Source organism: Pseudomonas sp. FW306-02-D09B (assembly GCF_058782685.1).
In genome coordinates, this window is sequence record NZ_JBYSXY010000020.1 from 21,538 (window position 1) to 45,394 (window position 23,857).

Sequence of the window (23,857 nt, forward strand, 5' to 3'; positions counted from 1 at the left end):
AGCACAAAACACCACATTTATTCGTGGTGAGGCTTCAAACCCTGAACGCGCTGATCAAGTGCTTCAACTGCACCACTTGGGCCGACAGTGCGCGGCTGGCATGCTCGGTCTGGTGCGCCCCTTCAGCGGTGCGCTCGCCGGCCCGGTTGATCTCGACAATGTTCTGGTCGATATCGTGGGCCACCGCGGTTTGCTGCTCGACTGCCGCGGCAATTTGCTGGTTCTGATCGACGATCATGCCCACCGCGCCGAGGATGTTTTCCAGGGCTTGCTGGACCTTTTCCGACTGACCGACCGTGCCATTGGCCATCTGGTGGCTGACGCCCATGGCCTTCACGGCGGCGCCAACGCCAGCGTGCAGCCTGGTAATCATCTGCTCGATTTCTTCGGTCGATTGCTGGGTCCGTTTGGCCAGGGTGCGGACCTCATCGGCCACCACCGCAAAGCCACGTCCCTGCTCACCCGCACGGGCGGCCTCGATGGCCGCGTTGAGCGCCAACAGGTTGGTCTGCTCGGCGATGCTCTTGATCACTTCCAGCACGCGACTGATGGACTGACTGTCGCTGGCCAGTTGATTGATCACCAGCACTGACGAGTCGATCTCGCTGGCCAGTTGCGCAATGCTGCCTTGTTGCGACTCGACCAAGCCGCGACCGCTAATGGTTTCATCGTTGACGCTGTGGGCGCTGCTGACGGCAGCCGCCGCACTGCGCGCAACTTCCTGAGCGGTGGCCGACATCTGGTTCATCGCCGTAGCGACTTGCTCGATCTGCGTACGCTGACCGGCCACCGCCTGATTACTCCGGGCCGATACCGTTTCCACCTGACTCGCCTGACGCTCCACTTCGTTGACGGTCTTGCCGACCAACTCGATCAGGTCATGGATCTTCGCCACGGTGCCATTGAAGACGTTGCCCAACTCACCCAACTCATCACGGCTGTGGGCGGTAAACGTGATGGTCATGTCACCGGCCGCCACCTTGTCCATGACTCCGCCGAGACGCTTGAGGGTGGTGCGGGTGGAGGCATAGAAGCCGCCATAGAGGTAAAAAATCAGCACGAACACCACCGACAGTGCCACCGCCTGCAGCACCATGTGCGTGCGGTTCTGTTCCAGGCGTTGCTGCAATTGAACGCCGAGAAACTTAAGCGTCGCATCGTTCAGTTGATAGGTCTTGTCCATCAGCCCGGTGACCTGATCGTAAAAACCCTGCCAGGGTTTATCGAGGGTATCGGCCACCACCACTTGCTCTTCAAACAGCTCGCTGGCCTGTTTGAGCGTGGCTTTACTGGCATTGGCCGAGGGTTCCAGCACCTCACGCGCCGCTTTGCCGGCCGCCAGTGCGTCCTGCAACTTCAAGGCGTATTCGGCCTGAAGCTTGTCGATCTGCGCCAGCAGTTCATCGAACCGGGTGCTCGAAGCAGAGTTAAGAAACCCCTGCCCCAGCGAGTAAGCCCCCATCGCCCGGCCTTCGCCGAGGGTTTGCGTCACACGCGGGGTAACGTTAGTGATCAGCTCACTCAATTGGCGCAAATCACTCTGGTTGTCACGACTCAGGCCGGCCTGGCTGGCGATGATCTGACTGAAAATCTGTGCGTTGCCGAGCAGTTTGCCAATCAGCGCACTCTTGCTTTGCACAGACGTCTCCGTTTGTTGAGCCTTGAACGCTGCGATCATTTCATCGCGCTTGCCATCAAAAACACTGACCTGCTCAGGATCGATGGTCGTCGCGGTCAGGCTTTGCAGGCGTGTTAGCACGCTCTGCTCAAGGGCGCTGATTTTCGATTCGGTATCGCCCGCCTTGCCAGACTGGCCGAGGGTCGCGTTGATCTGTACCAGGTTGTTCAGGGTTTCCAGATCCCGCCGCAGCGTCAGGCCACTGCCCAGCAGGTCGAGGCTTTGCAATTCGACCTGGGTGCCCTGGAACTCTCGATACGAATCCCGAACCAGATAGAAATTGGTCACCAGCATGGGGAAGAAAAACAGCACGCTGATCAGGCTGAACTTCATGCCGAAGCTCAGGTGATTCATCAGCGCAACGGCGGGATAGAGCAAACTCTTCACGGACGTCCCCCTTTCATTTCTTATTTTTTGGGCAGGCACGCAGATGCAGCAGATAGCCACTATGGCGCGCTGCTTCTGTATAGCTCAAATCGAAAGGGGGTTTTGTAACTTAAGGTTAACGACTCGAACGCGATCACTCAGGCCGGAAGAAAAACCTGTGGCGAGGGGGCTTGCCCCCGCTGGGGTGCAAAGCGCCCCTAAAATCGAAGTACGCGGTTCGTCAGGAGAAGTGAGTCAACCGGTTTTACGACTGCTCTGCAGCCGAACGGGGCAAGCCCCCTCGCCACAAAAGCGTTCGCCACACAGCTGGATCAGGGCAGCACGGTCCAAATGGCAAACCCGGCATACCAGACCACCGCCGCTCGCAGCAGCAGTTCCCAGATCTGATCCAGGTTGTGAACCCCTTCTGGCCCCGCCACTGGTGCCGGAATCTCACCCGCTACCACGCCGACGTTCTCGATCAACTGCGCGGCGCTGATATTCCAGTTCAACAATTCATGGAGCATCACCCGGCTGACCGCGACGAAGTTACCGACCAAAGCAAAACTCGCTGCCAGCAAGCGCACCGGCAGCCAGTCAAAGGCATGTCGCAATTGTGCGGCGCGCTCGACCACCGCCGGGTTCTTGCCGTGCTCGGCCGCCAGGGCCAGCAAGCGATAACTCAGGGCCGCCACCGGACCGAGCAGGAAATACCAGAAAATCACCGCAAAAAAACTCTGGTAAGCCTGCCACAGCAAATGGGCTTGAACCTTCTGCAGCAATTGCTCGCCGCTGTCGGCGCAAATATCCAGGTCACGTTTGGCGACAAGCGCCGCCGCTTGCAGGTCTTCCCGGCGCCAGGCATCACGAAACGGTCCCAGGCCGCCGAGCAAATCACCACGGCCCAGGCTGTAAATCACCACCAGCAAGTGCACCGGCAGGGCCAACAAGCCATAGGCCACCGGCTCCAGTACCAGCAACAAAAAGCCGAGTAACGCCACAGGGAACAGCACCAGCAATGCCAGTACCAGCCAGGGCCGACTCGCAAGCTTTGGGCTCGCTTCATACTTGGCCAGCTCCCGCAGCCATCCACCGTCGCGCTGAACTTGATGACGCAAGGCCGAGAACTTCTCGATCCAGACCGCCAGCAGTAACACCAGAAAACTCATTGTGCTTCCCCTTTTTCCAGAGCCCCGCGATAGCGTGCCCAGTCGAACGCCGGTCCCGGATCAGTCTTGCGTCCGGGGGCGATATCGCTATGCCCCTGGATACGTGAATGGGTGATGGCTGTAAACGTAGACTGCAATTGGCGGGTCAGGGCAATCAGCGCGTGATATTGAGCCTCGGTGAACGGCAGATCGTCAGTGCCTTCAAGCTCGATACCAAGGGAGAAATCGTTACAGCCTTCACGCCCCTCAAACCGGGACACGCCTGCGTGCCACGCCCGATCAAGACAAGAGACAAACTGTGTGATCGCGCCGTCACGCTCGATCAGAAAATGCGCAGACACGCGCAAGTCGGCAATCCCTTCAAAGTAGGGGTGCTCGGTGACATCCAGGCGGTTCTGAAAAAATTCCTGCACCTTGCCCGTCGCGAATTGCGCCGGTGGCAGGCTGATGTTGTGGATCACCAGCAAGGAGATTTCGCCCGTGGGGCGCGCATTGAAGTTGGGTGACGGGCAATGGCGCACGCCTTCAAACCAACCGCTCGCGGGGTCCAACTGCATACAGGCTCCTTCAGTGACGTCTCTGACGGGCTCCAGTATGCCGTGATCGCCCCTCAGGTTGCGATCACTTGGCGCAATTGAGGGTCGGCGAGAATGAATTCGAAGAGCATCGCGATCAGATTAATCACATCCTCATCCGCTACCCCGACCACCCGAGACTTGCCACTTTTGACACTGACCCGGGTCAGCAACTGTTCAAGCTGATTGCGCAGGTCGAAATCATCCAGGGCGGCAGGGGCCAGTACGAACTGCTGCAAATGCGAGAGCAGGCGCAGCAGGTCGCGGGTCGAGATGGGCTGGCTCTGGGCGCTGGCTTCGAGGGTCGGCGCAACACTGCCGCGCACGGGGTACAGCAACGCCTGCAAGGTGGCGAAAACTTCCTGCACGCTGTCATCGACGGGCGTGCTGTTGGATCTGACGCCCGACTCGCTGGACTCCGCATGAACACTGGCCGCCGCCCGGCCCGTGACACGACGTGCGGGGGCGGTCTTGAGTTCAGGCAGAACGCCAGTGGCGATCAGCAATTGGTTGGCTTGCGCATAGAGCTGATCGGCATCGCTGAGCACATAGCGTTCGAACAATTTGAGGATGATCAGCTTGACCTTGATCTCCACCCCCAGATTGCGTCCGGCCTGCAAAAAATACTCGCAGAGCATCGCCGGCCCCATGGGATTGCGCGAATCATCCAGAGGCTTGCCCAGCAGAGAGCTCAGGCGCGCGGTCAGCTGTCCAAGGGCAAAGCCGTCCCGGTTGAGCGCCTTGGCGACCATGGCTTCAAGCGCCGCTTGCCGCTCAGGCTGGTCATCGGGGAGTTCGATCGAAGGGTCTGGATTCATCGCCAACGGCAAGGCGGCGTGAGTCGGGTCGTACTGGATGAGGCCGGCAAAGGCCTCGAAGAAAAGCTCGTGAAAGCCGCGCTCGATGTTTTTGCGCTTGAGGCGCAAATCGCGCATGGCTTCAAAGAAGATGTTCTGCTCGACATTGGTCTGTGCCCGGTCAGCCATTTCGAACAAGGTGTCGTCGGCATTATCAAACATCTCCTGCAAACCAAGCATGAGTTGTTGCGCAGCCTTGTCGCGAACCTGAAGCAGAATCACCGGCAGGCGGGCGAGCGGCGATGGATTCGCCTGACCGGTAGCGGCCTTGTGCAAAGGCACTACATTCCCGTCGTTGTGCATCCAAGCCTCCTGCAAAGGGGGGATTCCTCCATTCAATGTGAAGCGACAAACGCACACGGCCGGCTCACAGCGCAATCGTGATGCACCGCGCTGCATTTCAAGTGTCGGGAAGCCAAAGAAACGTCAAGGCCATGACGTCAAACGCAAGGCGCGATTATCTGCAAAAGACCTCCCGAGTGCCAGCAGACTCTGCATCGACCCATGAAACAGCGCTCGATCACAGATCGGCACGCAGGGGTAATGCGGGCGAGTCGACCAAGTGCAGGTTTTAGAACCTGCTGAAAGTGCTGGGCGTCTTGGGTTCGCTTGCAGCATGGCCCTATAATCGAGCCACTTTGTTTGTGGAGCCCGTTATGCCGAATCTACGCCTCGCCGATTTGACCGCCGAAATCGAAGCCAACGTGCGCCGTGCGTTGCTGGAAGACATCGGCAGCGGCGACATCACCGCACAATTGATCCCGGCCGAGCGCTTGGCCAAAGCCACGATCATTACCCGTGATGCAGCCGTCATCAGCGGCACCGCTTGGGTCGACGCGGTGTTCCGGCAACTGGACCCGCGCGTTGCGGTGCACTGGCAAGTGCGCGACGGTGAGCGCGTGAACCCCAATCAGGCGTTGTTTCACCTCGAAGGCCCCGCCCGTTCGCTGCTGACCGGCGAGCGTAGTGCGCTGAATTTTCTGCAACTGCTTTCCGGTGTCGCCACTCGTGCGCAATACCTGGCCGACTTCGTTGCCGATACTCAGGTGAAACTGCTGGATACCCGCAAAACCCTGCCTGGGCTGCGATTGGCGCAAAAGTACGCCGTGACCTGCGGCAGCTGCCACAACCACCGCATCGGCCTGTACGACGCTTTTCTGATCAAGGAAAACCATATCGCTGCCTGCGGCGGCATCCCTCAAGCCATCGCCGCCGCGCACAAGATCGCGCCGGGCAAACCGGTGGAGATTGAAGTGGAAAGCCTGGAGGAGCTCAAGGAGGCCCTGGCGGCGGGCGCCGATATCATCATGCTCGATGAGCTGAGCCTGGACGACATGCGCGAAGCCGTGCGGCTGAATGCCGGCAAGGCGAAACTCGAGGCCAGCGGTGGCGTCAACGAAAGCACCTTGCGGCCAATCGCCGAGACGGGCGTGGATTACATCTCGATTGGCGCGATGACCAAGGATGTGAAGGCTGTAGACCTGTCGATGCGCTTGAGTCTCTGACAAAAAGAAACGCCAGCCTCATGAGGCTGGCGTTGCTTTCAAACCACCAGATTGTTCATCTCGCAGTATTCTTCCCACTCGACGCCCAGCACCTCGGCTGCTTCCTTGTGCAACGCAAGGCGCGTCGCCTCGTATTCTTCCGGCGTTGAGGTGTACTTGAGCGTCAGCTCCCAAGGCTGCAAGCCCTGCGCTTCTGCCTCGTCCTCGAACGCCCACTGAATCTGATCTTTCTGATCGTCGGCGCTCAGGTTCTTGATCTCTTCCATCAGTTCCGGCGCATCAAGCATGTACTTCTTGAGGGCCTCTTCGTGTCTTTGTTCTTGAGTCATTTCGTTCACGGTCATGGCGTTCTCGCTGATCATGGGAATGGAAGATGGATCTGGATCATCAAGGATCTCTCTGACGCAGAAAACCGTTTGAAGCCCGGTTTATCTGGCCTTCAGAACCATTCGGGATCATCTGAAAACTGCTGGGCGATGCTCATGCAGGCACCGAATATAGGACGTTTGGCCCGCGAATTACACGGCTCTTTACATCTATCCCACAAAAAGTTTCACGCAGGGTGCGTCGAGAGCCTCGGGAACATAATTTCAAATCCAAACTCATAGCGATGTGCCATATCGGTACTTCACAAGGAACCTCAGTGATGCGCAGTTTTTCGAAGCTTTCCTCTGTTCTGTCCGCCAGCGCAATGACCGCCCTGCTCGGTGTCCTGGCTCTGCCGGGCACCGCAATGGCCAGCATTGAGCTGAGCAACAGCGGTCCGTCTTACGATGACAAACTCTCCGCCATCCACTATGAATACGGCAAGGACGTTCTGGTCAAAAGCGATTTGCGCATCGACGAACTGAAAAAGATGCAGGAAACCATCAACAATCAGACGCGCCAGATCGAAGAACTCAAGCGCAGCAGCGGTTCCAGCTCAAGCTCCAGCAGCAAGGAGATCGACGACCTCAAGAGCAAGGTCAAAGAGCAGGAACGTGATCTGGATAAGCTCGGTCGGCAGGTGGAAGACCTCAAGCGCAACAGCGGCTCCAGCTCCAGCTCGAACAGCAGCGAGATCTCGAACCTGAAACGGACCATCAGCGATCAGGATCGTGCGATGGATCAGCTCAAACGTACCGTCGAGGAGCTGAGTAGAAAGGTGAAATAACAGGGGGAAGTGGTGCCCGAGACAGGAATCGAACCTGCGACCTTCGCGTTACGAGTGCGCTGCTCTACCGGCTGAGCTACACGGGCGGTGGGCTAAAGCTAGCACTGAGTTTGGGGTCGGGCAACCTGGACAAGCGCCTCATTTTTCACGGATTTGCTCTGAGCCTCTGTAGCAGCTGGCTTCGCCAGCTGCTACAAGGGCGCATTTACTGCACACAGCAAAACGCCCCGAACCAGTCGGGGCGTTTGCTTGTTCAGCGCTTAAGCTGCGGGGTAATTAAACGCCCGAAGCCTTGGCTGCTGCTACGTCTTTGATGGACAGCTTGATACGGCCGCGGTTGTCCACGTCCAGTACCAGTACTTCCACTTCCTGGCCTTCTTTCAGGATGTCGGTCACTTTCTCAACGCGAGCGTCGCTCAGCATGGAGATGTGAACCAGACCGTCCTTGCCCGGCAGGATGTTGACGAATGCGCCGAAGTCGACGATGCGCTCAACTTTACCGACGTAGATCTTGCCGATTTCAGCTTCAGCGGTGATGCCCAGAACGCGCTGACGAGCGGCTTCAGCGGCTTCCTTGGTTTCGCCGAAGATCTTGATCGAGCCGTCGTCTTCGATGTCGATCGAAGCCTTGGTCTCTTCACAGATCGCACGAATGGTCGCGCCGCCTTTACCGATAACATCACGGATTTTGTCGGTGTCGATTTTCATCGCGATCATGGTCGGAGCATTTTCCGACAGCTCGGTACGCGACTGGGCAATGATCTGGTTCATCTGGCCGAGGATGTTCAGGCGCGCTTCCAGGGCTTGGCCCAGAGCGATTTCCATGATTTCTTCGGTGATGCCTTTGATCTTGATGTCCATCTGCAGCGCGGTAACACCTTTGGAGGTACCGGCTACTTTGAAGTCCATGTCGCCCAGGTGGTCTTCGTCACCCAGGATGTCGGTCAGGACGGCGAACTTCTCGCCTTCTTTAACCAGGCCCATGGCGATACCGGCAACCGGCGCCTTCATTGGCACGCCAGCGTCCATCAGGGCCAGGGAAGCACCGCAAACCGACGCCATCGAGCTGGAACCGTTGGATTCGGTGATTTCCGATACCACACGGATGGTGTACGGGAACACGTCGGCAGCAGGCAGCATGGCCTGAACCGAACGACGGGCCAGACGGCCGTGACCGATTTCACGACGACCAGCGCCACCCATGCGACCACACTCGCCCACCGAGAACGGAGGGAAGTTGTAGTGCAGCATGAACGGGTCTTTTTTCTCGCCTTCCAGGGTGTCCAGCAGTTGTGCGTCACGGGCGGTGCCCAGAGTCGCTACCACCAGAGCCTGGGTTTCGCCACGGGTGAACAATGCCGAACCGTGGGTCTTCGGCAGAACGCCGACTTCGATGTTCAGCGGACGTACGGTGCGGGTGTCGCGGCCGTCGATACGCGGCTTGCCGTTAACGATGTTTTCGCGAACGGTACGGTATTCGATTTCACCGAAAGCTGCTTTGACTTCGCTGGACGAAGGCTGGCCTTCTTCACCGGACAGCTTGGCTACAACCTGGTCTTTCAGTTCACCCAGGCGAGCGTAACGGTCGGCCTTGACGGTGATGGTGTAAGCCTGAGAAATCGCGTCGCCGAACTCGGCACGGATAGCGCCCAGCAGTGCGGTGGCTTCAGGCTGAGGAGCCCAGGTCCAGGTTGGCTTGGCAGCTTCGGCAGCCAGTTCTTTAACAGCATTGATCACAACCTGGAACTCGTCGTGAGCAAACAGTACCGCGCCCAGCATCTGGTCTTCGGTCAGCTCTTTGGCTTCCGATTCAACCATCAATACCGCTTCCGACGTACCGGCAACGACCATGTCCAGGCTCGAAGCTTTCAGTTGCTCGTAAGTCGGGTTCAGCAGGTAGCCGGTGCTTTCGTGGAATGCAACGCGGGCAGCGCCGATCGGGCCATCGAAAGGAATGCCGGAGATCGCCAGCGCAGCCGAGGTACCGATCATCGCAGCGATGTCCGGATCAGTCTTCTTGCTGGTGGAGACGACGGTGCAGACAACCTGCACTTCGTTCATGAAACCTTCCGGGAACAGCGGACGGATCGGACGGTCGATCAGTCGGGAAGTCAGGGTTTCTTTCTCGGAAGGACGGCCTTCGCGCTTGAAGAAACCGCCAGGGATCTTACCGGCAGCGTAGGTTTTTTCCTGGTAGTGAACAGACAGGGGGAAGAAGCCCTTGCCTGGATCGGCTTGCTTGGCACCGACTACAGTCACCAATACGCTGACGTCGTCGTCAACGGTGACCAATACTGCGCCGGAGGCCTGACGGGCGATACGGCCAGTCTCGAGGGTAACGGTCGACTGACCGAACTGGAATTTTTTGATTACCGGGTTCACGGTGTCCTACCTTCTTTGTGGCTCTTGGGGGAACTGGTTTTCTTGCGAAATTCTTGGGCAATGCCGGGAATCGGCCCGACTTTGATTGTCCAGATAAAACTGTTGTCCAGATAAAACTTGAGGCTGGGAGCCTGCCATGCGCCGGCGGGAAACCCGCTGACGCACGACAGACAACCAACCTCTAGCGCAATCGCTTATTAGCGACGCAGACCCAGGCGAGCGATCAGAGCGCTGTAACGGCTCACGTCCTTGCCTTTCAGGTAGTCCAGCAGCTTGCGACGCTGGTTTACCATACGGATCAGACCACGACGGGAGTGGTGATCTTTACCGTTGGCCTTGAAGTGACCTTGCAGTTTGTTGATGTTGTGGGTCAGCAGTGCAACTTGCACTTCTGGCGAACCAGTGTCACCAACAGCTTGCTGGTAGTCAGCTACGATTTGAGCTTTTTCTTGAACGTCGAGAGCCATGAGGCAATCCTTTTATCAGGAAACTGTTTCAAAGAAACAGCTTCAACAGGCCAGGGACAAATCCCTGTATCTAAAAATGAGTAGTGACCGTGCCTGTTAACAGCCACCCTCGTTCCAGTTTGTGTAAAAGCTGCTGCGCTCGGTAATCCTACGTCAAAAACCGGCTCGGAATGCTCATTGACAGCAGTCAACTCCGCTTCCTCGCCTGTTTTTTCCTTGTCTTCCCTTCGCTCGCTACGCTTTTACCTCAAACTGGTTCCGGTCATTCTGACCGAATCAGTCGACGTGGCGCGATGCGCCCATCTTCGCTCACTTCACCGATACCGATGAAGCGACCATTGTGATCCTGTACGCGTACCATACCGAACTTCGGTGCATCCGGGGCGCGTACCGGCTGGCCGTTTAGCCAGTAGAACGAGCTGTGCTCCGAGAACTGCAACAGTGGCCAATCCAGCAAGCCGCTGTCCGATGGCATCAGGAAGCGATCAACCGCTTCGTTGCCGCCTTCGGCATGTACTGCTTCCAACTCTTCCAGCGTGACCGTCTGCGCCAGGCTGAACGGACCGGCCTGGGTACGTCGCAACTGCGCAACGTAAGCGCCACAACCGAGTGCTTCACCAATATCCTCCACGAGGGTGCGGATATAGGTGCCTTTACTGCAATCTACGGCGAAGCGCGCAGTATCACCTTCAAAGGCCAGCAATTCCAAGCGCGCAATAGTAACAGAACGCGGTTCACGCTCCACCACTTCACCTGCACGCGCCAACTTGTACAACGGCTGACCGTCACGCTTGAGGGCTGAGTACATCGGCGGTATCTGACTGATTTGCCCACGAAATTTCGGCAAAACCGCTTCGATATCGGCGCGACAAACGGTCACCGGGCGCTCCTGCAAAACCTCACCTTCAGCGTCTGCCGTGGTGGTGGTCTTGCCCAATTGCGCCAGGGTTTCATAGCCCTTGTCGGAGTCGAGCAGGTATTGCGAGAACTTGGTCGCCTCACCGAAGCACAGCGGCAACACGCCGGTGGCCAACGGATCAAGACTGCCGGTGTGCCCGGCCTTCTCGGCATTGAGCAGCCAGCGAACCTTCTGCAAGGCCGCGTTGGAGGTGAACCCCAGCGGCTTGTCGAGCAGGATGATACCGCTGACGTTACGACGGATACGTTTGACCTGAGCCACCGATTACTCCTTGGTGTCTACGGGTTCTGCCGCAACCGGGTGCTGATTGTCTTCAGCCACAGCGCGTTCGATCAATGCCGACAGATGAGCGCCACGCACGACGCTTTCGTCGTAGTGGAAGTGCAGCTGAGGAACGCTGCGCAGCTTCATCTCGCGAGCCAACTGCATGCGCAGGAAACCGGCGGCCGAGTTCAACACCTTGATGCTTTGAGCGATATCGTCTGCGCTGTCCTGCCCCATCACGGTGATGAAAATCTTGGCGTGACCGACGTCACGGCTGACTTCAACAGCGGTAATGGTGACCAGGCCGACGCGCGGGTCTTTGACTTCACGACGGATCAGCTGTGCCAGCTCACGCTGCATCTGATCGCCGATACGTTGGGTACGGCTGTATTCTTTTGCCATGTCTTGTTACCTGTTACTGCCTCACGGTGAAACCCGTGTGGTCTGAAAGCGGCAAACGCCCGGCCTGACAGAAGCCAGACCGGGCGTTGCGTTTAGAGTCCGGGTGATGCGCCGTGCATTTGCATGCGGCTGCCCATCACGGCTCTTGAAGTGCGCGAGTTAGAGGCTGCGAGCAACCTGAACCTTCTCGAAGACTTCGATCTTGTCACCGACTTTGACGTCGTTGTAGCTCTTCACGCCGATACCGCATTCCATGCCGGCACGTACTTCGGAAGCGTCATCCTTGAAGCGGCGCAGGGATTCCAGCTCGCCTTCGAAGATAACGATGTCTTCACGCAGTACACGGATTGGACGGTTACGGTGCACAACACCTTCGATAACCATGCAACCGGCGATCGCGCCGAACTTCGGCGAACGGAACACGTCGCGGACTTCAGCGATACCCAGGATGTTCTCCCGAACGTCGCTGCCAAGCATACCGGTCAGGGCTTTCTTGACGTCTTCGATGATGTCGTAGATCACGTTGTAGTAACGCATATCCAGACCTTCCTGCTCGACGATCTTGCGAGCGCCAGCATCGGCACGCACGTTGAAGCCGAACAGTACAGCGTTGGAGGCCAGTGCCAGGTTGGCGTCGCTCTCGGTGATACCACCGACACCGCCACCGACTACACGCACTTGCACTTCGTCGTTACCCAGGCCGTTCAAGGCGCCGTTCAACGCTTCCAGCGAACCACGGACGTCGGATTTGAGGACGATGTTAAGCGTCTTCTTCTCTTCCTGGCCCATGTTCTCGAAGATGTTTTCCAGCTTGCCTGCGTGAGCACGAGCCAGTTTGACTTCACGGAACTTGCCTTGACGGAACAGAGCCACTTCACGTGCTTTCTTCTCGTCGGCAACCACGCTCATCTCGTCGCCAGCGTCCGGGGTACCGTCCAGGCCGAGAATCTCGACAGGGATGGAAGGACCGGCTTCCTTGATTGGCTTGCCGTTCTCGTCGAGCATGGCGCGAACGCGGCCATAGTTCGAACCGACCAACACCATGTCGCCTTGGCGCAGGGTGCCGTCCTGAACCAGAACGGTTGCAACCGGGCCACGACCTTTGTCGAGACGCGATTCAACCACGACACCACGGCCAGGAGCCGAAGGAGTCGCTTTCAGTTCGAGAACTTCAGCTTGCAGCAGAACAGCTTCGAGCAGCTCGTCTACACCGGTACCGACTTTCGCCGAAACCGATACGAACGGAGTGTCGCCGCCCCACTCTTCCGAGGTCACGCCGTGAACCGACAGTTCGCTACGGATGCGATCGAGATCGGCGCCCGGCTTGTCGATTTTGTTCACTGCAACAACCAGTGGAACACCAGCAGCCTTGGCGTGCTGTACGGCTTCAATGGTCTGCGGCATCACGCCGTCGTCCGCTGCAACCACCAGGATCACGATGTCGGTCGCCTTGGCACCACGAGCACGCATAGCGGTAAACGCGGCGTGACCCGGGGTATCGAGGAAGGTGACCATGCCGCGTTCGGTTTCAACGTGGTACGCACCGATGTGCTGGGTGATACCGCCGGCTTCGCCAGCCGCTACCTTGGCACGACGGATATAGTCGAGCAGCGAGGTCTTACCATGGTCAACGTGGCCCATTACGGTCACGACTGGCGCACGGGAGAAAGCCTCACCTTCAAACTTCAGGGACTCGGCCAGGGAATCTTCCAGGGCGGTGTCGCTGACCAGGGTCACTTTGTGGCCCAGCTCTTCAGCAACCAATTGAGCAGTTTCCTGGTCAAGTACCTGGTTGATGGTCGCTGGAGTACCCAGTTTGAACATGAACTTGATGATTTCAGCAGCCTTGACCGACATCTGCTGAGCGAGATCGCCAACAGTGATGGTTTCGCCGATCTTCACTTCGCGCACGACAGGGCCGGTTGGGCTCTGGAAACCGTGGGCGTTGCGTTTCTTCAGCTTGGCCTTGCCGCGACCACCACGACGGAAGCCATCGCTTTCTTCGTCGGTAGTCCGTGGAGCAACGCGTGGAGCAGGCGCCTTTTCCTTGACCGAAGCGCGATGTGGAGCGTTTTTGCGCTCACCATCACCCGCGCCACGACGATTGTTATCGTCGGCGCGTGGTTTGTCCGGACGACGCTGTTCGTCGCGTTTGCGAGTGTCAGCCGCTGGCGCTGCTGCTACAACCGGTGCTTCACGCACTGGCTCGGCAACTGCGACAGGTGCTGCAACAGCTTCAGTAGAAGCAGATTGCACAGCAGCAGGCTGGCGACGCGCTTCTTCTTCGGCGCGACGCTTGGCTTCTTCTTCAGCCTTCTGACGTGCAGCATTTTCTACTGCGCGACGCTCTTCCAGTTCGCGTTTGCGCTCGGCTTCGATTTCTTCCGGGCTGCGCTGTACGAAGACTTTCTTCTTGCGTACTTCAACGCTGATGCTTTTGCTGCCAGCAACACGCAGGGTGCTGGTGGTTTTACGCTGCAACGTGATTTTGCGCGGTTCTTCCACTTTCGCCTTGTGGCTGCTTTTCAAGTGAGTCAGCAAAGACTGCTTCTCACTGTCGGTCACATGTTCCTCGGCGGCGGTGTGCGGCAGACCTGCCTCACGCATCTGCTGCAGCAGGCGCTCTACCGGTGTTTTGACCTCATCGGCCAGTTGTTTCACCGTGACTTGCGTCATGCACTTCTCTCCTCAGGCCGCGCCTATTACTCGAACCAATGGGCTCGGGCGGCCATGATCAACTTGCCGGCACGATCATCGTCAATGCCGTCGATGTCGAGCAGGTCGTCAATAGACTGCTCGGCCAGGTCTTCGCGGGTAATTACGCCGCGCACCGCCAGTTCCATCGCCAAATCCTTGTCCATACCCTCAAGCGAGAGCAGGTCTTCGGCCGGATGGGCGTCTGCCAGCTTTTCCTCAGTAGCGATGGCTTTAGTCAACAAACGATCCTTGGCCCGAGCGCGAAGCTCGTTGACGGTGTCTTCGTCAAAGCCATCGATGTTGAGCATTTCTTCCAACGGTACGTAGGCAATCTCTTCCAGGCTGGTAAAGCCCTCATCAACCAGCACCTGTGCCAGATCTTCGTCGACTTCCAGCTCGTCGATGAAGTTGCGCAGGATGTCGCCGGTTTCTGCTTGCTGTTTAGCCTGGATGTCCGATTCGGTCATCACGTTCAGGGTCCAGCCAGTCAACTGGCTAGCCAGACGCACGTTCTGACCACCGCGACCGATGGCCTGAGCCAGATTGTCTGCGCCAACGGCGATGTCCATTGCATGGGCATCTTCGTCAACGATAATTGCCGCAACCTCAGCCGGGGACATGGCGTTGATCACGAACTGCGCCGGGTTGTCGTCCCACAGGACGATATCCACACGCTCACCACCCAATTCGCCCGATACCGCCTGGACGCGCGAACCGCGCATACCAATGCAAGCACCTTGCGGATCGATACGTTTGTCTTTGGAGCGAACCGCGATCTTGGCGCGCGAACCCGGGTCACGGGACGCAGCCATTACTTCGATCAGGCCTTCAGCGATTTCCGGCACTTCGATGCGGAACAACTCGATCAGCATTTCTGGCGCGGTACGCGACAGAATCAGCTGCGGGCCGCGGTTCTCGGTGCGGATTTCCTTGAGCAGTGCACGCAGGCGCACACCCACCCGGAAAGTTTCGCGAGAAATGATGTCTTCACGAGCCAGCAGCGCTTCAGCGTTGTTACCCAGATCAACGATCACGTTGTCGCGGGTTACTTTCTTCACGGTGCCGGAGATGATTTCTCCCAGACGCTCGCGGTAGGCATCAACGACTTGAGCGCGCTCGGCTTCGCGAACTTTCTGCACGATAACTTGCTTGGCAGTCTGCGCAGCAATGCGGCCGAATTCGATGGACTCGATTTTTTCTTCGACTACATCACCGACCTTCGCGCCAGGATGCGTTTCCTGAACCTTGCTCGGCCAGGTTTCAACAGCCGGATCATCCAGGTCTGCTTCTTCGACTACCGTCCAGCGACGGAAAGTTTCATAAGCACCGGTGTGGCGATTGATTTCCACACGCAGATCAACTTCGTCTTCAAAACGCTTTTTGGTAGCGGTGGCCAGAGCCAGCTCCAGCGCTTCAAAAATTACGTTTGCCGGTACGCCCTTTTCATTGGATACCGACTCAACAACCAGCAGTACTTCTTTGCTCATCGTACGCCTCGCCTTTCGCAAGCCATTGGATCCGCGGGATCCGCGTCTCAGTCAAAACTGGGAATAATGTTGGCCTTGTCGATCATATCGATCGGCAACAGGAATTCATGGTCTTCAACCTGCACCACGACGTCCTGCTCTTCTACACCGCGCAGAAGGCCCTGAAAGTTGCGCCGACCTTCGAAAGGCGAGCGCAGCTTGATCTTCACTTGGTCACCGGCAAACTTTGCAAACTGTTCAAGCGTGAACAGCGGGCGTTCCATGCCAGGCGAGGAAACTTCAAGGGTGTATTCAACGGAGATCGGATCTTCAACATCCAGTACACCGCTGATCTGACGGCTGACGATGGCACAATCGTCCACCAGCACACCGCCTTCTTTATCGATATAAACGCGCAACAGTGAGTGGCGACCTTGAGCCGAAAACTCAATACCCCAGCATTCATAGCCAAGGGCCACGACCACCGGGGCCAACAAGGCCTGCAACTGTTCTAGCTTGCTCGACACCTGAACCCCCTCGTGCATGTAAATGCATGCTATGCAAAATAAAAAAATGGGCGAAACGCCCATCCCTGAAACGCCGTTGAACAGCGGCGTTATAAAGTGTCCAGCTAACAAAAAGCCCCTGAAAAGGGGCTCCTGAAACTGGTTGCGGGGGCCGGATTTGAACCGACGACCTTCGGGTTATGAGCCCGACGAGCTACCAGACTGCTCCACCCCGCGACAAAGCTGGGGCGGAAGTATACGACCGATCCCTAACAGGGTCAATGTAACCTTCCACCTACAAGAAAGCCCGCAACAGCGGGCTCTCCTGATAATTGGTACCGAGAAGGGGACTCGAACCCCTACACCCTATGGGCACAACCACCTCAAGGTTGCGTGTCTACCAATTCCACCACCTCGGCAATACTACGTTTGAAACCCTTCTTACTTTTGCTCTTGAGCTGGAGGCACGTCAGTCGCATTGGTTGCCGACTTTTGCTCTTGAAGCACCGGGACATCATCAGAAGCCGGTTTTTGCTTTGGAACTTCCAACACTGCTGGGTTTGGCAAACCTACTTGAGTCAGCTGGTGAGCTTTCTCTTTAGCAAAGTAACCTAACCCTAAGCTGGTTATGAAGAAACCTGCGGCAAGTATAGCAGTAAACTTACTAAGAAAGGTAGAGGAACCTTGGCTTCCGAACACAGTATTTGAAGCACCTGCTCCGAAAGACGCGCCAGCGTCCGCACCTTTACCCTGCTGCAGCAATACGAGAGCAACTACGCCCAGTGCACCCAGCAGATGAAAAACGACTACGACTGTTTCCAGCATTTTTTCAGTTTCCCGCGGCGCGACAAATCGCACCGAACTCATCTGCATTCAGGGAAGCTCCACCAATGAGCCCCCCATCGATATCCGGCATGCCGAACAGTTCGACCGCATTGGCCGCCTTCACGCTGCCGCCGTATAGAAGCCGCACACCTTGTGCGACCTCAGAATTCTCTGCCGCCAACTGCGCACGAATGGCTGCATGCACATCCTGCGCCTGTTGCGGCGAAGCAGTCAGCCCGGTGCCAATGGCCCAGACTGGCTCGTAAGCGATTACTGCCTTTGCAAATACACCAACACCCAGCTCGTCGATGATGCTGCCCAGCTGATGCCCGACAACCTCAAGCGTTTTTCCGGCCTCACGCTGCTCAAGGGTTTCCCCTATGCACAACACCGGAATCAAGCCACATGCCTGCGCCGCTGCAAACTTGCGAATCAGCGTCTCGTCACGCTCGCCGATGATCTGGCGACGCTCGGAGTGCCCAATGAGCACCAGGGAACAACCTGAATCCACCAACTGACTCGGCGCAATCTCACCGGTCAATGCACCTTGCATGGCTTCCACCGCAGAATTCTGCGCGCCGACCGAAATCGACGTACCTTCCAAGCCATCAATCACTTGATTGATATACAAGCAAGGCGGGAATACCGCGACCTCAACACCGCTCGGCAAGGCCAGATGACGAAGGCCGTTTATCAGCTCAGCGACGCTGGCGCGGGTACCGTGCATCTTCCAGTTACCAGCTACCATAGGGCGACGCATGCTGTACCTCGTCGGTCAAAGTGGGCGCAGATGTTACCCAACCACATCATTACTGGCAAGCCGAAATCAGGCAGAAACTTCAGCAACCAGTTTTGCCAGCTCCTCGGCGTAACCGCGAACCAGTGTTTCGTCCTCACCTTCGACCATGACCCGTACCAGCGGCTCTGTGCCAGACTTGCGCAACAACACGCGACCACGCCCAGCCATAGCCTTGGTGACGCGCTCGCTGACTTCTTTGACAGTCGCATGCTCGACCGGATTTTCGCCGCCGCCGAAACGCACATTGATCAATACCTGAGGACACTTGCGCAGTGCCTGACGCGATTGCGCAAGACCTTCGGAACGGCGCTTCAGAGACATCAACACCTGCAACGCAGCGATAATCGCGTCACCCGTGGTGGTATGACTGAAGCACACGACGTGACCGGAGTTTTCACCACCCACCAGCCAGTTACGCTCAAGCAGTTCGGCGATTACATAACGGTCACCGACGTTGGCCCGCACAAAAGGAATCCCCAGATCCGCCAGGGCCAGTTCCAGCCCCAGGTTACTCATCAAGGTTCCAACAACACCACCCTGCAACTTGCCACGCTCATGCAAGTCACGCGCGATGATGAACAACAATTCGTCGCCATCGACGATCGCTCCAGTGTGATCGACCATCAATACCCGGTCGCCATCACCATCGAAGGCAATGCCCAGATCTGCGTGCTCAGCCAATACAACTGCCTGCAATTGCCCCATATGGGTGGAGCCGCAATTGTGATTGATGTTCAGACCGTCAGGCTGCGCAGAAAGCACCGTCACCTGCGCACCCAACTCACGAAAAACACTCGGAGCCACCTTATAGGTAGCACCGTGTGCGCAATCGATCACGATTTTCAAACCAGCGAAATTGGTGCCGGTTGGCACACTGCTTTTGCAGAATTCGATATAACGACCTGAGGCATCGTTGATTCGCGAAACCTTGCCGATCTTGCTCGACTCAACCACGGTCATCGGCATATCGAGCAATTCTTCGATCATCAGCTCAACATCATCCGGCAGTTTCGTGCCTTGCCCAGAGAAGAACTTGATGCCGTTATCATCATGAGGATTGTGCGAAGCGCTGATTACAATACCGGCCTCAGCATTGAAGGTGCGCGTCAAATAGGCGATAGCCGGAGTAGGCATCGGCCCCAGCAGCATGACATCAGCCCCGGCAGAGGTAAGCCCGGCCTCAAGCGCCGATTCGAACATATAACCAGAGATTCGAGTGTCCTTGCCGACAAGAACCTTGCAAGCACCCTTACTGCGAAAGGCCATACCGGCAGCCCAACCAAGCTTGAGCATGAACTCAGGGGTAATCGGATATTCGCCGACCCGACCACGAATGCCGTCGGTGCCAAAATACTTCTTAGTCATAAGTGCTCCATCATTCTTATTCGGCTGACTCAACTGCTGCGATCATCCGCACCACATCGACTGTTTCGGCCACGTCATGCACCCGCAAGATGCGCGCCCCCTTGACGACAGCCAACGCCGCGAGAGCCAGGCCGCCATGCAGCCGCTCTCCCACCGGGCGATTCAATGCCTGCCCGATCATGCTCTTTCGCGAAACCCCGACCAACAGGGGCCGTCCCAAGGCATGCAGGGCTTCCATATGCTTGAACAGACTCAAATTGTGCTGCAAGTTTTTCGCGAACCCGAAACCCGGATCAAGAATGATCCGTTCGGCCGGAATACCGACCGCAGCACACGACGCCATACGCTCGGCAAGAAACTCACCAACCTCTCTCGTCACGTCATCATAATACGGGTTGTCCTGCATATCTCCCGGCTCACCGAGCATATGCATCAGGCACACCGGCAATCCGGTGGCTGCTGCTGCATCCAGCGCTCCGTCTCGACGCAGCGAACGCACGTCGTTGATCAGACCTGCTCCCAGGCGTGCAGTTTCACGCATGACCGCAGGTGTCGAGGTATCGACCGATATAATAACGTCCAGTTCGCGATGAATACGCTCGACGATCGGCGCCACGCGCTCCAGCTCCTCAAGCGGCGAGACCGCCCGTGCGCCAGGCCGGGTCGACTCGCCACCCACATCAATGAGGGTCGCACCAGCAGCCACCATCGCCTCAGCGTGTCGCAGAGCAGCATCGAGCTGACTGAAGCGACCACCGTCGGAGAAAGAATCGGGAGTGACATTGAGGATGCCCATGACATGCGCATGAGCCAAATCAAGAACCCGGTTACCGCAAGGCAACCGGGTTGAGGACTGTACAAGAGTCATTTCAAACCTTAGACGTCAGCGGCCGGGCCACCGATGGGAGTTTCCGGACGCTCTTCCTGTACGACAGGAGGAGTACCGGTACCACCCGACCAGTCACGAGGCTCACGCGGCGTGCGGCCAGCCATGATGTCATCGATCTGTTCGGCATCAATGGTTTCGTACTTCATCAGCGCATCGGCCATGGCATCGAGCTTGTCGCGGTTATCCGTCAAGATCTGCTTGGCCGTGCCGTAGCACTGGTCAATGATGCTGCGCACTTCCGAGTCGATCAGCTTGGCAGTCTCGCCCGAGAAGCTGGCGTGCTGACCACCGCCGCCGCGACCGAGGAACACTTCACCCTCTTCTTCGGCATACATCAAAGGACCGAGTTTTTCCGACAGACCCCACTTGGTGACCATGTTTCGTGCAATCTGACTGGCACGCATGATGTCATTCGATGCACCCGTGGTCACGCCATCGAAGCCCAAGGTCATCTCCTCAGCAATACGGCCACCGTACAGCGAGCAGATCTGGCTGATCAACGCACGCTTGGACAGACTGTAGCGATCCTCTTCCGGCAGGAACATCGTCACACCCAACGCTCGGCCGCGCGGGATGATCGAGACCTTGTAGACCGGATCATGCTCGGGAACCACACGACCAACGATCGCGTGTCCCGCTTCGTGATAGGCAGTGTTCTGCTTTTCTTTTTCGGACATGACCATGGACTTGCGCTCAGCGCCCATCATGATCTTGTCTTTCGCCAGCTCGAACTCTTTCATCTCGACAACGCGCTTGCCGGTGCGGGCAGCAAATAGCGAAGCCTCGTTCACCAGGTTGGCCAGGTCGGCACCGGAAAAACCAGGCGTACCACGTGCGATAACCGCCGGAGCAACATCATCACCCATCGGCACTTTGCGCATGTGGACTTTCAGGATTTGCTCACGACCACGAATATCCGGCAGCCCTACGACAACCTGACGGTCGAAACGGCCCGGACGCAGCAGCGCAGGGTCAAGTACGTCAGGACGGTTGGTTGCGGCGATGACGATGATGCCGTCATTCATTTCGAAACCGTCCATCTCTACCAGCAACTGGTTGAGAGTCTGTTCACGTTCGTCGTGACCACCACCCATGCCAGCACCACGATGACGACCGACAGCGTCGATTTCATCGATGAAGATAATGCACGGAGCGTGTTTTTTCGCCTGCTCGAACATATCGCGAACACGGCTGGCACCCACACCGACGAACATTTCGACGAAGTCGGAACCGGAGATGGTGAAAAACGGCACCTTGGCTTCACCGGCAATGGCTTTGGCCAACAGGGTTTTACCGGTACCCGGTGGACCCACCATCAGCACACCGCGAGGAATACGCCCACCCAGGCGCTGGAACTTGCCCGGATCACGCAGGAACTCAACCAGCTCACCCACTTCTTCCTTGGCTTCGTCGCAACCGGCAACGTCTGCCAGGGTGGTTTTCACCTGATCTTCGGAGAGCAGGCGCGCCTTGCTCTTGCCGAAGCTCATCGGTCCGCCCTTGCCGCCGGCACCGCCCTGCATCTGCCGCATGAAGAACATGAAGACGGCGATGATCACCAGGATCGGGAAGCTGGCAACCAGGAGCTGAGTCCAGATGCTTTGCTGTTCAGGCTGCTTGCCCTCAACGACTACGTGATTATCCACCAGATCGCCGATCAGACCGTTGTCCTGAATGGCCGGACGAATGGTCTTGAAGCTGTCGCCATCATTGCGCTTGCCAGTAATGACATAGCCGTCCACGGCTACGCGCTCGACCTTGCCATCCTTGACCTGCTGGATGAAGTCGGAATAGTTGAGGGTCTGTGGCTCGTTAGGGCTGGAGAAGTTGTTCATCACCGTCACGAGGACAGCCGCGATGATCAACCACAGGATCAGATTCTTTGCCATATCGTTCAATTAACTACCCTCTGAAGCAAGCTCCGCTAATGGCGCGCGCTTCGCATGATATTCATCGGCCTAACTTACTACATTACCTACGGCTCTGGCAGGCGCCGTCTGTAACCCTTTGTGAAACACTTTCTACACGATATTCGCTAATGCACGCGGGGCGAAATATGAAAAACCTATCACCCCGCCAAAAAACCTCGTTTTACTCACTACGCCCGCGGTAACCCCAAGCCAGCATGTATTGCTCGCGGGAACTGTCACGGGAAGAGTCTGGCTTGATCATCTGGATCTTGTCGAATTTCCGACGAGCATCCTTCAGGTAAACATCAAACCCTTCGCCCTGAAAAATCTTGATCACAAAATTACCACCCGGCTTGAGTATCCGTTCCGCCAAATCAAGCGCCAGCTCGCAAAGAAACATGGCTTTTGGCATGTCCACTTCAGGCGTACCACTCATATTGGGGGCCATATCGGAAATCACAAGGTCCACCTGCGAATTACCCACGGCTTCAAGGATGCGAGCGAGCACTTCGTCCTGGGTGAAGTCCCCCTGTATGAAAGTCACGTCCGGAATACTGTCCATTTCCAGGATGTCCGAGGCGATCAGACGCCCCTGACCACCGATCAGCCGGCTAGTGACCTGCGACCAGCCACCGGGCGCCGCCCCCAGATCGACGACGCTCATGCCCGGACGGATCAGCTTGTATTTCTCCTGGACCTCCAGAAGCTTGTAACTCGCACGCGAGCGGTAGCCATCCTTCTGCGCCTGCTTCACATAGGGATCATTGACATGTCTTTTCAGCCAACCAAGGCTTGTCTTGGAACGCGCCATTGGGCACCTCGATGATAAGGGTCGTGATTAATTGGGCGGATCCACGAGCCCTCGGGTAAAATGGCCGCCATTTTACAGAATCCAGACGAAAGGGTCAGATTATGCCGCTCACTCAAGAGCAGAAGAAACAGTACAAGTCCATTGGCCACCATCTGAAACCAGTTTTGACTGTGGCTGACAACGGTTTGACTGAAGGTGTTTTAGCCGAACTGGAACGCGCATTGGGCGATCACGAGCTGATCAAGATCAAGCTCAGCATCCTCGATCGCGAATCGCGCCTGGCAGCCATTGCAGAACTGTGCAAGGCCGGCAAAGCGGATCTGGTGCAAGTCATCGGCAAGATGGCGCTGATTTACCGCAAGAACTTCAGCGTCAACAAGCAGTTGTCGAACGTTCATCGCTTCAAGTGATGATACGGGTCAAGGGTGTGCTTCGCGCACCCTGCCACCCCATCCCGGCACCGGCTGTAAAACCAGCAGCAACCCGGAAAAACCCAGCACAAGATAGCTGAACAACAACCAGTGCTGCGCCTGCGGCCAGTCGATTCGCACGACGAAGTACATTGCACTCGCGTATAGCGCCATCAACAGCAGTTGCCCGCGAATATCGCGCCATAGACTGACAAGGCCCTTGGCCTGAACCAGCACCAAAACCTGAAAAACCACGCACGCCGCTGAAAACCCGACCAGCAGCGCACTCAGCATGCTTGAAATTTCTTCGATCAGCAGCGGTGCCAGGCCAATACGGCTCAGCACCGGCAGCAGACCGATGTGCAACAACCACAAGCCACCAACCCATAACATCTGAGTCAGTTGCCAAAGCATGGCGCCCGCACGAAGCAGGCGCTTGCCT

21 protein-coding genes, 3 tRNA genes and 2 pseudogenes are annotated in these 23,857 nt (G+C 57.2%); 3 read left to right on the top strand and 23 right to left on the bottom strand.

Annotation, left to right across the window (positions count from 1 at the left end; all coding sequences use genetic code 11):
- Positions 1–34 precede the first annotated feature (34 nt).
- The 5 genes and pseudogenes from AC3WK5_RS25505 to AC3WK5_RS25525 form a co-directional block, all read right to left on the bottom strand.
- Positions 35–964, bottom strand: a complete 930-nt coding sequence (locus tag AC3WK5_RS25505) for a methyl-accepting chemotaxis protein (protein ID WP_492574157.1) — start codon at positions 962–964, stop codon at positions 35–37.
- Positions 941–2,032: pseudogene (locus AC3WK5_RS25510) on the bottom strand (methyl-accepting chemotaxis protein); the annotation flags it as partial. The pseudogene AC3WK5_RS25510 and the gene AC3WK5_RS25505, both read right to left, overlap by 24 nt.
- A gap of 344 nt (positions 2,033–2,376) precedes the next feature.
- The gene (ampE, locus tag AC3WK5_RS25515) at positions 2,377–3,213 is read right to left on the bottom strand and encodes a regulatory signaling modulator protein AmpE (protein WP_103318618.1); all 837 of its coding nucleotides are present in this window, start codon (positions 3,211–3,213) and stop codon (positions 2,377–2,379) included.
- Positions 3,210–3,770: a 1,6-anhydro-N-acetylmuramyl-L-alanine amidase AmpD gene (gene ampD, locus AC3WK5_RS25520; protein ID WP_054594054.1), complete on the bottom strand. Its 561-nt coding sequence runs from the start codon at positions 3,768–3,770 to the stop codon at positions 3,210–3,212. The genes ampE and ampD overlap by 4 nt, the downstream gene beginning before the upstream one ends.
- A 74-nt stretch (positions 3,771–3,844) precedes the next feature.
- A pseudogene (locus AC3WK5_RS25525) lies at positions 3,845–4,948 on the bottom strand (DUF1631 family protein); the annotation flags it as partial.
- 353 nt (positions 4,949–5,301) lie between these two features.
- On the opposite strand from AC3WK5_RS25525, the gene nadC reads away from it, so the two are divergent.
- Positions 5,302–6,150 carry a carboxylating nicotinate-nucleotide diphosphorylase gene (gene nadC, locus AC3WK5_RS25530; protein ID WP_103318617.1) on the top strand — a complete coding sequence of 283 codons (849 nt, stop codon included), beginning with the start codon at positions 5,302–5,304 and terminating at the stop codon, positions 6,148–6,150.
- Positions 6,151–6,188: 38 nt separating this feature from the next.
- Here the strand turns inward: nadC and AC3WK5_RS25535 are convergent, their stop codons facing one another.
- Positions 6,189–6,494 carry a DUF6388 family protein gene (locus tag AC3WK5_RS25535; RefSeq protein ID WP_054598178.1) on the bottom strand — a complete coding sequence of 102 codons (306 nt, stop codon included), beginning with the start codon at positions 6,492–6,494 and terminating at the stop codon, positions 6,189–6,191.
- Positions 6,495–6,796: 302 nt separating this feature from the next.
- Between AC3WK5_RS25535 and AC3WK5_RS25540 the strand changes: the two genes are divergently transcribed.
- The gene (locus AC3WK5_RS25540) at positions 6,797–7,303 is read left to right on the top strand and encodes a hypothetical protein (RefSeq protein WP_103318615.1); all 507 of its coding nucleotides are present in this window, start codon (positions 6,797–6,799) and stop codon (positions 7,301–7,303) included.
- Between the two features lie 10 nt (positions 7,304–7,313).
- On the opposite strand, the gene AC3WK5_RS25545 is transcribed toward AC3WK5_RS25540, so the two are convergent.
- The 16 genes from AC3WK5_RS25545 to rlmE form a co-directional block, all read right to left on the bottom strand.
- A tRNA-Thr gene (locus tag AC3WK5_RS25545) sits at positions 7,314–7,389 on the bottom strand.
- Positions 7,390–7,579: 190 nt separating this feature from the next.
- Positions 7,580–9,685 carry a polyribonucleotide nucleotidyltransferase gene (gene pnp / locus AC3WK5_RS25550; RefSeq protein ID WP_103318613.1) on the bottom strand — a complete coding sequence of 702 codons (2,106 nt, stop codon included), beginning with the start codon at positions 9,683–9,685 and terminating at the stop codon, positions 7,580–7,582.
- A 197-nt stretch (positions 9,686–9,882) separates the two neighbouring features.
- Positions 9,883–10,152, bottom strand: coding sequence for a 30S ribosomal protein S15 (rpsO, locus tag AC3WK5_RS25555; RefSeq protein WP_003197723.1), 270 nt, complete (start codon positions 10,150–10,152; stop codon positions 9,883–9,885).
- A 262-nt stretch (positions 10,153–10,414) separates the two neighbouring features.
- Complete coding sequence (truB, locus tag AC3WK5_RS25560) at positions 10,415–11,332, bottom strand: tRNA pseudouridine(55) synthase TruB (RefSeq protein WP_054594058.1); 918 nt, start codon at positions 11,330–11,332, stop codon at positions 10,415–10,417.
- Between the two features lie 3 nt (positions 11,333–11,335).
- The gene (gene rbfA / locus AC3WK5_RS25565) at positions 11,336–11,737 is read right to left on the bottom strand and encodes a 30S ribosome-binding factor RbfA (RefSeq protein WP_019691795.1); all 402 of its coding nucleotides are present in this window, start codon (positions 11,735–11,737) and stop codon (positions 11,336–11,338) included.
- 159 nt (positions 11,738–11,896) lie between these two features.
- Positions 11,897–14,413 carry a translation initiation factor IF-2 gene (gene infB, locus AC3WK5_RS25570; protein WP_054594059.1) on the bottom strand — a complete coding sequence of 839 codons (2,517 nt, stop codon included), beginning with the start codon at positions 14,411–14,413 and terminating at the stop codon, positions 11,897–11,899.
- A 26-nt stretch (positions 14,414–14,439) separates the two neighbouring features.
- A complete protein-coding gene (gene nusA, locus AC3WK5_RS25575) occupies positions 14,440–15,921 on the bottom strand; it encodes a transcription termination factor NusA (RefSeq protein ID WP_019691793.1) in 1,482 nt (493 codons plus the stop codon).
- 47 nt (positions 15,922–15,968) lie between these two features.
- On the bottom strand, positions 15,969–16,427 hold the full coding sequence (gene rimP, locus AC3WK5_RS25580; RefSeq protein WP_024265126.1) for a ribosome maturation factor RimP: 459 nt from the start codon (positions 16,425–16,427) through the stop codon (positions 15,969–15,971).
- Positions 16,428–16,566: 139 nt separating this feature from the next.
- Positions 16,567–16,643, bottom strand: a tRNA-Met gene (locus AC3WK5_RS25585).
- A 96-nt stretch (positions 16,644–16,739) separates the two neighbouring features.
- Positions 16,740–16,825 (bottom strand) — tRNA-Leu (locus AC3WK5_RS25590).
- Positions 16,826–16,847: 22 nt separating this feature from the next.
- The gene (gene secG / locus AC3WK5_RS25595; protein WP_054594060.1) at positions 16,848–17,231 is read right to left on the bottom strand and encodes a preprotein translocase subunit SecG; all 384 of its coding nucleotides are present in this window, start codon (positions 17,229–17,231) and stop codon (positions 16,848–16,850) included.
- Positions 17,232–17,235: 4 nt separating this feature from the next.
- A complete protein-coding gene (gene tpiA, locus AC3WK5_RS25600) occupies positions 17,236–17,991 on the bottom strand; it encodes a triose-phosphate isomerase (RefSeq protein WP_054594061.1) in 756 nt (251 codons plus the stop codon).
- Between the two features lie 66 nt (positions 17,992–18,057).
- Complete coding sequence (glmM, locus tag AC3WK5_RS25605) at positions 18,058–19,395, bottom strand: phosphoglucosamine mutase (RefSeq protein WP_103318611.1); 1,338 nt, start codon at positions 19,393–19,395, stop codon at positions 18,058–18,060.
- Positions 19,396–19,411: 16 nt separating this feature from the next.
- Positions 19,412–20,263: a dihydropteroate synthase gene (gene folP, locus AC3WK5_RS25610; protein ID WP_103318608.1), complete on the bottom strand. Its 852-nt coding sequence runs from the start codon at positions 20,261–20,263 to the stop codon at positions 19,412–19,414.
- Positions 20,264–20,271: 8 nt separating this feature from the next.
- Positions 20,272–22,173 (bottom strand): ATP-dependent zinc metalloprotease FtsH, encoded by a 1,902-nt coding sequence (gene ftsH, locus AC3WK5_RS25615; protein ID WP_054594064.1) that lies wholly within the window; start codon positions 22,171–22,173, stop codon positions 20,272–20,274.
- A 202-nt stretch (positions 22,174–22,375) separates the two neighbouring features.
- On the bottom strand, positions 22,376–23,005 hold the full coding sequence (gene rlmE, locus AC3WK5_RS25620; RefSeq protein WP_103318606.1) for a 23S rRNA (uridine(2552)-2'-O)-methyltransferase RlmE: 630 nt from the start codon (positions 23,003–23,005) through the stop codon (positions 22,376–22,378).
- Positions 23,006–23,106: 101 nt separating this feature from the next.
- On the opposite strand from rlmE, the gene AC3WK5_RS25625 reads away from it, so the two are divergent.
- Positions 23,107–23,415: a YhbY family RNA-binding protein gene (locus AC3WK5_RS25625; RefSeq protein ID WP_019691785.1), complete on the top strand. Its 309-nt coding sequence runs from the start codon at positions 23,107–23,109 to the stop codon at positions 23,413–23,415.
- A 9-nt stretch (positions 23,416–23,424) separates the two neighbouring features.
- Here AC3WK5_RS25625 and AC3WK5_RS25630 read toward each other — a convergent pair whose 3' ends face one another.
- Positions 23,425–23,829, bottom strand: coding sequence for a hypothetical protein (locus tag AC3WK5_RS25630; RefSeq protein ID WP_054594065.1), 405 nt, complete (start codon positions 23,827–23,829; stop codon positions 23,425–23,427).
- Between the last annotated feature and the right edge of the window lie 28 nt (positions 23,830–23,857).

Bases quoted from the DNA above. Each gene is read 5' to 3' on its own strand.
- AC3WK5_RS25505 (WP_492574157.1), bottom strand. From the start codon at position 964: ATGACCATCACGTTTACCGCCCACAGCCGTGATGAGTTGGGTGAGTTG.
- ampE (WP_103318618.1), bottom strand. From the start codon at position 3,213: ATGAGTTTTCTGGTGTTACTGCTGGCGGTCTGGATCGAGAAGTTCTCG.
- ampD (WP_054594054.1), bottom strand. From the start codon at position 3,770: ATGCAGTTGGACCCCGCGAGCGGTTGGTTTGAAGGCGTGCGCCATTGC.
- nadC (WP_103318617.1), top strand. From the start codon at position 5,302: ATGCCGAATCTACGCCTCGCCGATTTGACCGCCGAAATCGAAGCCAAC.
- AC3WK5_RS25535 (WP_054598178.1), bottom strand. From the start codon at position 6,494: ATGACCGTGAACGAAATGACTCAAGAACAAAGACACGAAGAGGCCCTC.
- AC3WK5_RS25540 (WP_103318615.1), top strand. From the start codon at position 6,797: ATGCGCAGTTTTTCGAAGCTTTCCTCTGTTCTGTCCGCCAGCGCAATG.
- rpsO (WP_003197723.1), bottom strand. From the start codon at position 10,152: ATGGCTCTCGACGTTCAAGAAAAAGCTCAAATCGTAGCTGACTACCAG.
- rbfA (WP_019691795.1), bottom strand. From the start codon at position 11,737: ATGGCAAAAGAATACAGCCGTACCCAACGTATCGGCGATCAGATGCAG.
- infB (WP_054594059.1), bottom strand. From the start codon at position 14,413: ATGACGCAAGTCACGGTGAAACAACTGGCCGATGAGGTCAAAACACCG.
- nusA (WP_019691793.1), bottom strand. From the start codon at position 15,921: ATGAGCAAAGAAGTACTGCTGGTTGTTGAGTCGGTATCCAATGAAAAG.
- secG (WP_054594060.1), bottom strand. From the start codon at position 17,231: ATGCTGGAAACAGTCGTAGTCGTTTTTCATCTGCTGGGTGCACTGGGC.
- tpiA (WP_054594061.1), bottom strand. From the start codon at position 17,991: ATGCGTCGCCCTATGGTAGCTGGTAACTGGAAGATGCACGGTACCCGC.
- glmM (WP_103318611.1), bottom strand. From the start codon at position 19,395: ATGACTAAGAAGTATTTTGGCACCGACGGCATTCGTGGTCGGGTCGGC.
- folP (WP_103318608.1), bottom strand. From the start codon at position 20,263: ATGACTCTTGTACAGTCCTCAACCCGGTTGCCTTGCGGTAACCGGGTT.
- ftsH (WP_054594064.1), bottom strand. From the start codon at position 22,173: ATGGCAAAGAATCTGATCCTGTGGTTGATCATCGCGGCTGTCCTCGTG.
- rlmE (WP_103318606.1), bottom strand. From the start codon at position 23,005: ATGGCGCGTTCCAAGACAAGCCTTGGTTGGCTGAAAAGACATGTCAAT.
- AC3WK5_RS25625 (WP_019691785.1), top strand. From the start codon at position 23,107: ATGCCGCTCACTCAAGAGCAGAAGAAACAGTACAAGTCCATTGGCCAC.
- AC3WK5_RS25630 (WP_054594065.1), bottom strand. From the start codon at position 23,829: ATGCTTTGGCAACTGACTCAGATGTTATGGGTTGGTGGCTTGTGGTTG.